The organism is Bartonella sp. AD13SXNS (genome assembly GCF_042196465.1).
Taxonomy (GTDB): domain Bacteria; phylum Pseudomonadota; class Alphaproteobacteria; order Rhizobiales; family Rhizobiaceae; genus Bartonella.
The window spans coordinates 468,654-481,714 of record NZ_JBHIQI010000001.1; the positions used below are offsets into that span (position 1 = coordinate 468,654).

At 40.9% G+C, this 13,061-nt stretch carries 6 protein-coding genes and 2 pseudogenes; 4 read left to right on the forward strand and 4 right to left on the reverse strand.

All coding sequences use genetic code 11. The annotated features are described in order from the left end of the window. From ACFIMQ_RS01830 to glmM, 4 genes are all read left to right on the forward strand, one after another. On the forward strand, positions 1 to 1,610 hold a 1,610-nt coding region (locus tag ACFIMQ_RS01830; protein ID WP_375703261.1), incomplete at its 5' end, for a tol-pal system protein. Positions 1,611 to 1,632: 22 nt separating this feature from the next. Next, positions 1,633 to 3,120, forward strand: coding sequence for a tRNA lysidine(34) synthetase TilS (tilS, locus tag ACFIMQ_RS01835; protein ID WP_375615984.1), 1,488 nt, complete (start codon positions 1,633 to 1,635; stop codon positions 3,118 to 3,120). 114 nt (positions 3,121 to 3,234) lie between these two features. After that, positions 3,235 to 5,403 carry an ATP-dependent zinc metalloprotease FtsH gene (ftsH, locus tag ACFIMQ_RS01840; RefSeq protein WP_375615837.1) on the forward strand — a complete coding sequence of 723 codons (2,169 nt, stop codon included), beginning with the start codon at positions 3,235 to 3,237 and terminating at the stop codon, positions 5,401 to 5,403. A 667-nt stretch (positions 5,404 to 6,070) separates the two neighbouring features. Next, positions 6,071 to 7,435, forward strand: coding sequence for a phosphoglucosamine mutase (gene glmM, locus ACFIMQ_RS01845; RefSeq protein WP_375615838.1), 1,365 nt, complete (start codon positions 6,071 to 6,073; stop codon positions 7,433 to 7,435). 2,002 nt (positions 7,436 to 9,437) lie between these two features. On the opposite strand, the pseudogene ACFIMQ_RS01850 reads toward glmM, so the two are convergent. The 4 genes and pseudogenes from ACFIMQ_RS01850 to ACFIMQ_RS01865 form a co-directional block, all read right to left on the reverse strand. Further along, positions 9,438 to 9,617: pseudogene (locus ACFIMQ_RS01850) on the reverse strand (Arm DNA-binding domain-containing protein); the annotation flags it as partial. A gap of 808 nt (positions 9,618 to 10,425) precedes the next feature. Then, complete coding sequence (virB11, locus tag ACFIMQ_RS01855) at positions 10,426 to 11,478, reverse strand: P-type DNA transfer ATPase VirB11 (RefSeq protein ID WP_375703262.1); 1,053 nt, start codon at positions 11,476 to 11,478, stop codon at positions 10,426 to 10,428. A 21-nt stretch (positions 11,479 to 11,499) separates the two neighbouring features. Continuing rightward, the gene (gene virB10 / locus ACFIMQ_RS01860) at positions 11,500 to 12,687 is read right to left on the reverse strand and encodes a type IV secretion system protein VirB10 (protein ID WP_375703263.1); all 1,188 of its coding nucleotides are present in this window, start codon (positions 12,685 to 12,687) and stop codon (positions 11,500 to 11,502) included. Positions 12,688 to 12,714: 27 nt separating this feature from the next. Further along, positions 12,715 to 12,984, reverse strand: a pseudogene (locus tag ACFIMQ_RS01865) (TrbG/VirB9 family P-type conjugative transfer protein); the annotation flags it as partial. Between the last annotated feature and the right edge of the window lie 77 nt (positions 12,985 to 13,061).

The following is a 13,061-nucleotide window of genomic DNA, read 5'->3' on the forward strand; positions in this document are numbered from 1 at the left end:
CTGCGGGTAAAGGCGCATCTGACGCGGTAAAGAAAGCTACGGATGCTGCTGATAAAGCTTCTGATGTGATGGAAAACACACCTGATGCTATGGGTAAAGCCGCATCTGATGCGGTAAAGAAAGCTACGGATGCTGCTGATAAAGCTTCCGATGTGATGGAAAACGCCTCTGATGCTATGGGTAAAGCCGCATCTGACGCGGTAAAGAAAGCCACAGATGCTGCTGGTAAAGCTTCTGATGTGATGAAAAACGCTCCTGATGCTATGGGTAAAGCCGCATCTGATGCGGTAAAGAAAGCCACAGATGCTGCTGATAAAGCAGCTTCTGATGTGATGGAAAACATACCTGATGCTGCGGGTAAAGGCGCATCTGACGCGGTAAAGAAAGCTACGGATGCTGCTGATAAAGCTTCTGATGTGATGGAAAACACACCTGATGCTATGGGTAAAGCCGCATCTGATGCGGTAAAGAAAGCTACGGATGCTGCTGATAAAGCTTCCGATGTGATGAAAAATGCCCCTGATGCTATGGGTAAAGCCGCATCTGACGCGGTAAAGAAAGCCACAGATGCTGCTGATAAAGCTTCTGATGTGATGGAAAACGCCCCTGATGCTGTGGGTAAAGCTGCATCTGATGCGGTAAAGAAAGCGTCGGATGCTGCCGATAAAGCAGCTTCTGATGTGATGAAAAACGCTCCTGATGCTATGGGTAAAGCTACATCTGATGCGGTAAAGAAAGCTACGGATGCTGCCGATAAAGCTTCCGATGTGATGAAAAATGCCCCTGATGCTGTGGGTAAAGCTGCATCTGATGCGGTAAAGAAAGCGTCGGATGTTGCGGAATACCGAGGAATTATTTTAGAAAATCAACAGGCTTTATTTAAAGATTATGATTTAGATAAGCTTTTGCATAAGATACGAGCGGTGCTTGAGCATAACAATTTGAAAAATGTTAACAAGCAGTTTTCTCGGCTTTTTGATAAAAAAGACTCTTCTGTTTATTCTTGTTCCTTTGAAAATGCCGCTTTAGATGAACAATCTCAGACTGTAAAAAAAGAGATGGTGCAGGATCATAGTACAGGTGATCAGACAAAGGTTGCTGCTGTGGAAGCTAAGGGGAAGCGCCATGATCATGAAAACAGTAACCATTTGAAAAAAAATCATAAAGATGCGAATGAAACAGGAGATCATTTAAAAAAAGCTCATGATGTAAGTGTTCATATTGAAGAACAACAGAGTGCAGATGGGGCTCTTTTTTCTTCCAAAGCTTTGTATAAAGAAGGTTATGATTTTATTCGTTCTGCCAACTATGTTGAAGCTGAAAAAACCTTTTGCACTTTTCAAAATCGTTACAAAAAAGATCCCTTGAGTGATGATGCTTTGTTTTGGTTGGCAGAATCTTTGTTGGGGCAAAAACGCTATCATGAAGCCGCACAAGTTTATCTTACCGCATGGTATGCAGATAAAAAGAAGCTTTATACTTCTGAAATTTTGTTAAAATTAGCAAGAAGTATGGTTGCCCTTGAGGCGAATAAAGAGGATTGTACTCTTTTTGCAAAAAAATCAAAACGCCATCAAATGTTAGAGTCTGTATTTTGTAAACCCTCTTAAATAAGCAGCGAGGTCATTTTTGGTGTGCGTTAGACTGGCAAGAAATCTCTTTAAAACATCGGATTTTATTCAGTGTCAGAAGTTGATTCTTGCCGTCTCAGGGGGAAGTGATTCTTTGGCTTTGATGTTTTTGGTTAAAGAGTATTTGGAAACTCTCTTTACTCCTCCGGAAATGATTGCTGTGACTGTTGATCACCAATTGCGTAGAGAATCAGCGCATGAAGCAGAAATTGTTGCGGAAATTTGCCGTGCCCATCACATTAAACATATCACGGTACGGTGGGAAGGTGAAAAACCAAAAACGCATATTGCTTCCAGTGCTCGTGTTGCACGCTATGATCTCTTGGTTAAAGAAGCACAAAAACAAGGTGCGTCCCTTATTATGACAGGGCACACACTCAATGATCAGATTGAAACCTATCAAATGCGGTATCAACGTCTCCAAAAGAGTAGAGAGGCTTTGTACAGTGAAGCGTATGATGCACGTGATGAGGTTTCTACGGGTGGTTTTGCTGATGCTTTGCACGGTCAAGCTAAAGGCACGCATGATGAGGCTCTTGCAAGAGAAACGAGTAAAAATATTACCGAAAAAAGCTATCGTCCCCTCTATGAGCGTGGTTTATCCTGTATTCCGCGTGAGGCATTGTTGCATAGAAAAGTGCGTTTGATTCGGCCACTCCTTGGTGTAAAACGCCAAACATTACAGGCTTATTTACGCTTAAAAGGAAAAACGTGGATTGATGATCCAACCAATGAAGATCATAATTTTGAACGCGTGCGCGTGCGTCATTCCCTGCGTTCCGAAAAGCTTGTTGATATTGCTAAAAAAATAAATGAAGCCGCATTGCAACGTCGTCAACACGCGCAAAATATTGCCGATTTTATTTTAGCTCTGGATATTACTGTTCAATATGGGCGTTGTTTCATCGTAAAGCCTGCGTTATTTTTACAGAAACATCCCTATTTCCCTTTCGTTGTGGGGCTTTTTGCCGTGCTGATGGGAGGAGGATTTTATTTGCTCCCCAATCAGAAATTAAGCATGCTTGTTCAAAAACTCTGTCTTCATTCTTCAGAAAAGCGGCGTTTTACTTATGCTGGCTCTGTTATTGAATATAACAAAAATGGAATTGCTTTGTGGCGAGAAGGGCGAAATATGAAAGAGGCTATCGTTGAGCCAGACAAAACTTCTACATGGGATGGGCGCTATCAGATTACAAATCATGGATCTGAGGCTATAAAGGTTGGAGCAGCAAATTTAGAACAGCTGAAATTTTTATTAAAAAACAGCCATTTTGATCTTAAAAAGCTTCATTTTCCCTCTTTACAATCGTTGCTGATGATCTCAAATGACAAAGGGTGTGATATTCCAGAGTTGATTTCTCAAGCGGTTGTTCATAAAAATGTTATCATCAAGCGGATTATGGCACCTTTCGATTGGCTTTCTTCGCGCGAGGACGCTGCACTGGTGAATGTTGTGGAACCTTTTTTTAATATTGAAGTGAAAAGATAAAGAAAAATTACTCTAAAAGAGAATAAACAGCTTCTCATCCCTTGGCAAGGGGCTGACAAGGTTATATGTTAAGGGGAAATGTTTGAAATCTAGATTTGATTAAGTGGGCTGAATATGAATTCCAATTACCGCTCTCTCCTCATTTGGGGAGTTATTGCCTTAATTTTGATTGTGTCGTTTTCTTTCTTTAATGGAGATAGTCAGCGTTCTGGTGGTGGAGAGGTCTCCTATTCTGAATTTTTGCAAAAAGTTGAGAATAATGAGTTGAAATCTGTAACCATTCAAGGTCAAAAATTAACAGGACAAACTATTGAACATAGAGCTATTTCGACCTACGCTCCACGAGATCCAGGTTTGATACAAAAATTGGAAAGCAAAAACGTGAACGTTAAAGCTATTCCTGAAAGCTCTGGAAATAGTATTTTCCTCAATCTCCTTTTTTCCTTATTGCCTGTTATTATTATCGTGGGGGCGTGGGTCTTTTTTATGCGGCAAATGCAAAATGGATCACGCGGTGCAATGGGGTTTGGGAAGTCAAAAGCAAGATTGCTTAATGAAGCACAAGGTCGTGTTACTTTTAAAGATGTTGCCGGCGTTGAAGAAGCAAAGCAAGATCTTCAAGAAATTGTTGAATTTTTACGCGAACCACAAAAATTTCAACGTTTAGGAGGGCGTATTCCACGCGGTGTTTTGCTTGTTGGTCCTCCAGGAACCGGTAAAACTTTGCTCGCACGCTCTGTGGCTGGTGAAGCCAATGTGCCATTCTTCACCATTTCAGGGTCTGATTTTGTTGAAATGTTTGTAGGTGTTGGGGCGAGCCGTGTGCGTGATATGTTCGAACAGGCTAAAAAAAATGCCCCTTGTATTATCTTTATCGATGAAATTGATGCTGTTGGACGCCATCGGGGGGCAGGACTTGGCGGGGGAAATGATGAACGTGAGCAAACCTTAAATCAGTTGCTTGTCGAAATGGATGGGTTTGAGCCCAATGAAAGTATTATTCTTATTGCTGCAACAAACCGTCCCGATGTCCTTGATCCCGCTTTATTGAGACCAGGGCGTTTTGATCGGCAAGTTGTTGTCCCAAACCCTGATGTTTCTGGGCGTGAACAAATCTTGAAAGTGCATGTGCGCAATGTGCCTTTAGCGCCCAACGTTGATCTGAAGATTTTGGCAAGAGGAACACCAGGATTTTCCGGTGCGGATCTGATGAATCTGGTCAATGAAGCTGCTCTTATGGCTGCAAGCCGTAATAAAAGAGTCGTGACAATGCAAGAATTCGAAGATGCGAAAGATAAGGTGATGATGGGGGCTGAACGTCGTTCAACCGCTATGACACAAGAAGAAAAAGAACTCACTGCCTATCACGAAGCAGGACATGCTATTGTGGCTCTTAATGTGCCAGTTGCTGATCCTGTCCACAAAGCAACAATTGTTCCAAGGGGAAGAGCATTGGGAATGGTGATGCAATTGCCTGAAGGCGATCGCTATTCTATGAGTTATCGGTGGATGATTTCTCGTTTGGCCATTATGATGGGTGGACGTGTGGCTGAAGAATTGAAATTTGGAAAGGAAAATATCACTTCCGGTGCTTCTTCTGATATTGAACAAGCAACCAAATTAGCACGTGCAATGATCACACGATGGGGATTTTCTGATCTGCTTGGGAATGTTGCTTATGGGGATAACCAAGATGAAGTCTTTTTGGGTCATTCTGTTGCGCGAACACAAAATGTCTCTGAAGAAACAGCGCGCATGATTGATATGGAAGTGCGTAAGCTTATTGATGATGCCTATAAAAATGCGACAAACATTTTGAAAACAAAAAGAAAAGAATGGTTTGCTTTGGCACAAGGTTTGTTGGAATATGAGACTTTAACGGGAGCTGAAATTAACGAAGTTATTGCAGGAAAGCCTCCTTCACGCACACAGAAAGATGAGGGTGCTGCGCCACGGGGATCTTCTGTTCCAAAAACTGGAACGGTCAGAGCAGAGATAACAGTGGTAGATGAAAAAAACGCTGAAACAGCGCCTAAAACAGTAACTCATAAAGTAAAGACTAATAAACTTGAGGAAGGCAAGGCAAAGGGAGCTGTAGGGGAGAAAACAGCAAAATCCAGTGATGTTGAGCCTAAGGGGGATGAATCTAAAAAAGTGCAATCTGATAGGCGTGAGAAAAAAGCGCAAAGTACAAAAGGTATCACAAAATCAGTCAATCGCTCTAAAAGTAAAAGCAGTGCTGAAAAAAAGTCAAATACGGCGGGACATGATAAAGGAAAATAAGAGCTTTTTAATAACGCTTGAGTGAAGATGTTTGGGGAAAATTTCTCAGAAAAACTCTTTGAGAAAGGCGCAGGCTTTGCTTGCGCCTTCAGTATAATATTTGCAAAAATATGGAAGTAAAAAATTAAGCAAAGACGTTGTATTATAACAGCTTTAGCAGGGAGCAAGGCGCGATGATAGGTTTCTTTGCTGGGTTTGGGTCAAGGGTGTGAGGTTAGGTGGTAGGTTTCCTTGCCCGGGTTTGGGTCAAGGGTATGAGGTTAGGTGATAGGTTTCCTTGGCCCGGGTTTGGACCAAGGGTGTGAGGTTAGGTGATAGGTTTCCTTGGCCCGGGTTTGGACCAAGGGTGTGAGGTTAGGTGATAGGTTTCTTTGGCCCGAGTTTGGGTCAAGGGGGGTAAGGTTATACTTTGATTCTATTCAAGGAGGATTGTATGTGTAAAGCATTTTTAGGAGTTTGTATTAGCTTTACGTGTGAGGTGTAGCAACATCATTGGTTGAGGGTGATTTTACAAGATGTATTCTAGATGGTGAATAGAGTGAGAGGCTTTGATGGTCTAAAATGAATAAATGATCTCATTTATATGGAGAAGGGGCTATTGTACCAAGGGGAGCTGTTAGGGGTTTAAAAAAGTCAAGGGAAAAAGTAGATATTAAAGGAAAGAGGTATGGTACAAAAATATTTTGGTACAGATGGAATTCGGGGGAAAGCCAATTCATTTCCAATGACACCCGATTTTGCCATGAAGGTAGGGATGGCGGTAGGGGTTTTATTCCGCTCACAACATCAATCACGTCGTGTGGTGATTGGAAAGGATACACGATTATCTGGCTATATGTTGGAAAACGCTTTGGTTTCAGGATTGACTGCTGCTGGGATGGAAGCTTTTTTATTGGGTCCAGTGCCAACACCTGCTGTTGCAATGCTTTGCCGCTCTTTGCGCGCGGATCTTGGGGTGATGATTTCTGCTTCTCATAACCCCTTCTATGATAATGGAATTAAACTTTTTGGTCCTGATGGTTTTAAGCTTTCAGATGATATGGAAGTGAAAATTGAACAATTAATCGATACAGATCTTTCAAAATCTTTAGCAAGTTCTGCCGAAATTGGTTATGCAAAACGGGTTGAAGGGGATATTTATCGTTATATTGAATATGCCAAACGAACTCTGCCGCGTGATGTTCGCTTGGATGCTGTGCGTATTGTTGTGGATTGTGCCAATGGGGCTGCTTATAAAGCGGCTCCCCGTGCTTTATGGGAATTGGGGGCTGAGGTTTTTGCTATTCATGATGAGCCAAATGGTACCAATATTAATCAAAAATGTGGGTCAACCGATTTAAGTTCTTTAAAACGAAAAGTGCATGAAGTACGTGCTGATGTGGGTATTGCTCTTGATGGAGATGGAGATCGTGTTCTCATTGTTGATGAAAAGGCACAAACGGTTGATGGAGATCAGTTAATTGCTGTAATTGCTGAAAATTGGCATAAAATGGGACGATTACGGTGCAATGGTGTTGTCACAACAATTATGTCAAATCTTGGACTGGAGCGTTTCTTGAACGGCAAAGGGTTGCACCTTGTAAGGACAAAAGTTGGAGATCGTTATGTTGTCGATGCCATGCGCCAAAAGGGATATAATGTTGGTGGTGAGTCCTCTGGGCATATTGTGCTCAGTGATTTTGGGACAACAGGTGATGGCTTGGTGGCTGCCTTGCAGGTTTTAGCCTGTATGAAAGAAAGCCAAAGTCCTATGAGCCAATTGTGTAAACGGTTTGAACCTGTACCTCAAATTTTAAAAAATGTAACGGTTAAAAATAAAAATGTCCTGAAAAAAAATCCTGTTAAAACGGCTATTGATCAAGCAGAGAAAAAGTTGGGAAAAGAAGCACGCCTCGTTATCCGTGCTTCTGGAACTGAACCGGTTATCCGCCTTATGGCTGAAGGCGATGCACGAGAAGTATTGGATGCGGTCGTAACAGAGTTAATGGATGTTATTACGCAACATGATGCACACGTGGGTGCTGTGCTTTGAGGAATCTTGAATGCTGTGAGGTAAGTAATCAGGTAATCTTTTGAGAGATAGAAGGGAAGTTTGCTACGGGAATTATTTGTTGGAATATAAGGGGATATTTCTAACGTTGAGTAGACTTCAAGCGGGTGACCTTTGAAATAAAGGGGAGGCTTTTTATGATGGTTGAGGGGAAGAAAAAGAATAAAGACTAAAGCTTGGAGGCTTGTGTGTGCTAGAGGAGGGGAGATCTTGAGAGAGGGATGAAAATTCTTGAGTTGTATAGAAGAAAAAGCTGGTGAGAGCAGTTAGTTAAAACGGTTATCCAAGAAAAACAGTCGTTGATGAAGGAGTTTTGGGATTCGTGTAATGGCGAAAATCTATCCTTTATACATTGCATATAAGGGAGGATCAGAGATTAGATAAAAAGGGTTTGGCGATTTATACTGATAAAGCGATGTCGTTTCGTGATTTTGTCTTTAATGTTGTCTTGGGATGCACTTCATAACTATGGGTTTGATTCATCAAAAGTTCTCCCTAAAGAACAACTTCAGGATAAAAAGCTAGTGAACGAGCTTCAAACAGCTGTTCAATTTTTGCAACAAAGACATATACAAGAGATCAACAACGCATCTGTGCGTACAAAGTCAAAAGATGTGATACGGTCAAGAAACCTAATGCATTAGAAACTTTTTATTGTAGCTCATTTGGGTTCTCATTAAAGAGTAACTAAAGGAGGGTTACTTATAAATATAGCGGTGGATTCAAGAGATATTGTGCGAGCATGTATAGATAAGAATTAAAAAAAAGCCCATGAAATATTAGCCGCTCTAGGGCTTACGGTGTCTTATTTTGTACGGATTGCTTTGACTAAAGTTGTCAATGAAAAGGGATTTGTCGTTTGATATGTATGTTCCTAATGAAACAATATATTGATTTATAATGATAATTTAGCGTTCTCAAGTTGAATTAGCTCCCTAATATCGTAAAATTTTCTCATTTCAAATCTATTCCATGTTGAATCAATCAAAATCATTTGCTTGCACGTCACAAGCGGGGGGGGAGTCCATGTGGAAAAAACCGTACAAGAAAGAACTAAAAATGGTTCTTATGAGCCCTCTCTAGTGCCAAGGGCTGTCAACACTCACGAGCTGGCAAAGTGTGTGATGATGCCAGCATGCGAGACGCTTGAAATTTTTGAGAAAAGTGAAAGAGGATAAGATATTTTTTTTTGTAAAAGATGTGGAGGATTTATTTCATCATTTGGATATTTGATACTTCTGATCATTCATTTAAAATTGGCTTTTAATTTACATCATTATAGTTACGGGTATCACGTATTTTTATTGATAATTTACAGGGATTCCGTATATTGAACAATTATGCAAACAATGATCGAAACGACAGCTTATCCGATTATGCCGTAAAACACCGTTGTTTAGAGCAGTGGTATAAGGCATGAAAAGCTTTATATATTGAATGTTTTTAGATATCGTGATCAGTATTTCAGGGTAGGGTTTGTCTGTCGCACCTATGAAGTGAATCGCGTGAGTGGTCAGCAGCAGGAAGCCGCCGAGAGATGCTGGACTGTTGACAGGCTCGTGGTGGGTAGGAATCTCACTCCTTTGAGGTGTGGGGGGAAAGTCAATTAACTTGTGTGAAAGAGGAAGGCATATCACCTGAAGCATTATTTAATATTGTTTTTTTAAATTGCTGCTAATCCAGATGCTGGTGTTTTTATGCAAGGAATGAGGTGAGAGCAAGGAAAGTTAGATTCCCAACAAAGCATAAGGGTAAAAGTGGGGAATATAGGGTTATACCCTTTTTGGGTGGTCAAAATATTCCGGTGTTTCTCTTAGATATTTACAGTAAATTATCTCAAGGAAATTTAATTAAGCTAGTAAGCTAGAAAGAAATGAACTTAAGTGAATTTTAACTGCACTCTTAAACGAATATCGAAAGGAAAAAATAATGGATAAGGCAAATAAAGTAGGATCGCGTATATTACAAGGAGCTTGTGAAGCTCTTTCTTAATGGGGTTACGATCTTCACGTAAAACAGCACACCATTGTGTTGCAGTTTCACGGGCTCGTTTTAAAGAAACATTTCTTAAGGCACCCAGGCCCATTTCATGGCGCCGACCATGAATGGTATAACGATAAAGCCATTAAACACCTCCATCTTTACGTTTGTGAAGAAGCAAGCCGGTGCACCATTACACACTTTACCAGCTCATGAGTGTTGCGATAGCCTTTGGCACTAGAGAGGGTTCATAAGAGCCATTTTTCATTCTTTCTTGTACGGTTTTTTCACATGGACTATCCGCTTGTAGTGTGCAAGCAAATGATTTTGATTGCTTCAAGATACACAGATTTGTAATGAGAGAATTTTACGATATTCAAGACTCTCATTCAACATACAAAACAGTGAACTATCATTATAAATCAATGTATTGCACGTTTGTGAAGAAGCAAGCCGGTGCACCATCACACACTTTGCCAGCTTGTGAGTGTTGCGATAGCCCTTGGTACTAGAGAGGGTTCATAAGAGCCATTTTTAATTCTTTCTTGTACGGTTTTTTCACATGGACTATCCGCTTGTAGTGTGCAAGCAAGTGATTTTGATTGCTTCAAGATAAGCAGGTTTGAAATGAGAGAATTGTACGATATTCAGGGTTCTAATTCAAGTTGAATAACGCTAAATTATCTATATAAATCAATATCTTGTTCTTATGCTAAAGGTGAAGCGGAGGTCATAAATTTGGTAGCCATATCCTTGCAAACATTGATGTCAAAAAAATCAGAAAAAATATTGGATTATAGATATCATTTTCGGCATGTTTTGGTTTTTCTGTAAGGCGCATTCGTGATTGGGAATGGAGATGATATTTTTACTTCTTTTTGCTTTTTATTTTCGATTATTGAAAATGAACTTGAAGCGATTAATCGTGTTTTTAAGAAAGCTCTGTTGGTATAGTTTTTGCTTATAAAAAAGGGTGTGAGGGTGGCGTTTTTTTAAAAAGCATCACGGCGCTTGAAAGGGTCGTAATAGATTTCTGTTACACGAAATTTTCCTTCCAAACGTTTACATTGGATGATGACATCTATCATCGAGATTAATAAGCCGCGAATATCTTCTCGTGCTAAATTTCCACCACCGTCACTTTCTTTGACTAAAAGGGTCATTTGTTCAAAGGCTGCGAGTGCTGTTGAGGCATGGACAGTAGTGATAGAACCTGGGTGACCAGAATTGACATTACGGATATAGTAAAAGGCTGTACCATCACGTAGCTCTTGCAAAAGAATTCTGTCGGGGCGCATACGCAATCCAGATTCAAGCAGTTCTTTTGCTCCAGCTTTTGCTAAGCCTTGATTATCTTTTGAATAAAAGAGCTGCACTTTGTTTGTGTGTGGAACGACAAGTTCGGGCGTGTCTTCTATGGTGAGAATGCGTTCATATTCAGGGATTTTTGCAATCAAAGCTTTGGAGAGGGTTGTTTTACCAGAACCAGTTTTTCCAGAGATTAAGATATTTTGTTGTGTAACAACGGCTCTTTCTAAAAATTGACAAAAGTCTTTGGCGATAAACAAATCTGTTAATTCTTTTTCTGTATCAGAGAGTTCACTTGCTCGTTTTGTCATTTGTTCAAGGGGGGTAAAACTAACGTTTCTGGTGACAGAAAATAGCTGGTTTTCGTGTAGACTTTCAAGAGAAAAAGTACGTGATGAAGGTTTGCGAATGGTCATGCTCATGGTGTTGGGGGCAACGGCAGGGGGCATGACAATTTGTATGCGTTCGTTATTGGGAAGTGTTGCGGAGAGAACGGGGTTTTCTACACTGATCTTTTGTGTTGTGTAGGCAGCAACAACTTTTGCTATCCCTTCTAGTTCGCTGTAGGTTAGCTCTTTTAAGATGTGGGTTTGCCAACCATTTGGACCTTCAACAATCACTTCGCCTGGGCGATTGACAACAATCTCAAATAAATTCTCATCATTGAGGAAGTCATCTAAGATTTTTAATTTTGTTAAAACGATAGAGGCTCGTTCTATGTTTTTTGCTGTTGGCATAATATACTCTGAACGTGAGAATTAAAAAAAGGAATAGCCTGGTGTAGAACGCGAGAAAGCGTTTCTCTTTTTTCCTGTGATTGTTAATTTATAAACAGAGGAAAAATCGAGATCTTTTGCTACGAAAATGTTGACCAGTTCGCCTTGAAATTTTTCTAAGGTAGGAGGGATATTGATTTGATTTTCAAGGGCAATACTGGCGGCCTCTTTTCCAGTGTTGTTTGCGCCTTCAAAACCGCCGCCTCCAGAGTTGTTTGAACCTCCTTTATTGGAATTGCCTACTATTTTATTTGTTAAAACTGTTGTGGCACCATCAATAACGGTCAACAAAAGGGAAGAGCCAAAGCGTTCCCACCAATGGGTGTTGATGTTGCCATCAAAACCAGCTCTTCCTAAACTGTCTGTTGCGGGTGAGGCAAGGTCGATGATGACACCGGTTGGAGTTTTTGCTCTTGTCCAGAGAACAAAGAGGCGGGATTGACCTTGTTTTATCCCTCCGCGGTATTCGCCAATCACTTGAGTTCCTTTATCAAGTAAAACAACGCGACCATTGTCGGAGAGGATATCACGGTTAATAATGCAGCTTGCAAAGCCTGGTTGCTCACTGTTTAATGCCGTTTCTAAGATACAGGGAATAGAGGTTCCCATGGCGATGATAAAGTTTCTATTGCCGATGAGTTTTGCTTTTGCTTTTGTTTCTTCTGTTTTGGTAGGCTTTAATAGGGTCGCAAAATTTTGTGTGTCTTGAAGGGCAGAAGAATTTTTCATATTGGCGAGATTTTCAAGGGTATTGAATTTTTCAAAGGGATTGAGAGTCGTGTTGACAATGTCTTTTAATTGAGACCTAGAGCCTTTCGCAAAAGCTAAAACAGGAGCACGTCTTGCGGCATCAAGTAAGGGATCATCTTTTTTGGGTTCTTGTGCGAGTGGTTGTGGGGGTGGTAGGGTTATTGGCGCTATGTTTGCACGCGGGTCAGAGGGGGCGAGCTCTAAAGGGGCGAGGGAATTGTGAAAGCTTTGTTCTTGTTTTTTATGAGCTTTTGCGGTGTCTTTTTGTTCTGTGGGGGTGGATAAGATGTTCCAGAGGACATAGCCGCAGATTCCTATACAAGCTATTGCGACAACTATTTTTTTGCCGGCGGTTTTGGCGCTATTGTTTTTGCCATCTCCAATAGATCCTCGATCTTCGATGATTGATTTATCACTCATATGTTGTCCCCTTCAATTCCCGCTTATTTAAAGATCTGATGCAATTTTACGTTCAACAGATGGTGAGGTGGTTCCGGTTTCTGGATTAACGCCTTTTGGTTGATAGGCTTCATTAAAGACGCATAGGACATTTTTTCCCTGTCTTAGGGTGAAGCGTGCGCTAATGGCATGGTCAGTTACCCTGTTGCCTCTTGTGGTTTTGGGAACCAGTGATTCTGTACCGTCATTGTTTACAATATAAATGGCAGGGATTTCTTGGTTGTCGGGAAAAGACAATGTTGTTGTTCCGCTATCCCTAATAGATCCTCGATCTTCGATGATTGATTTATCACTCATATGTTGTCCCCTTCAATTCCCGCTTATTTAAAGATCTG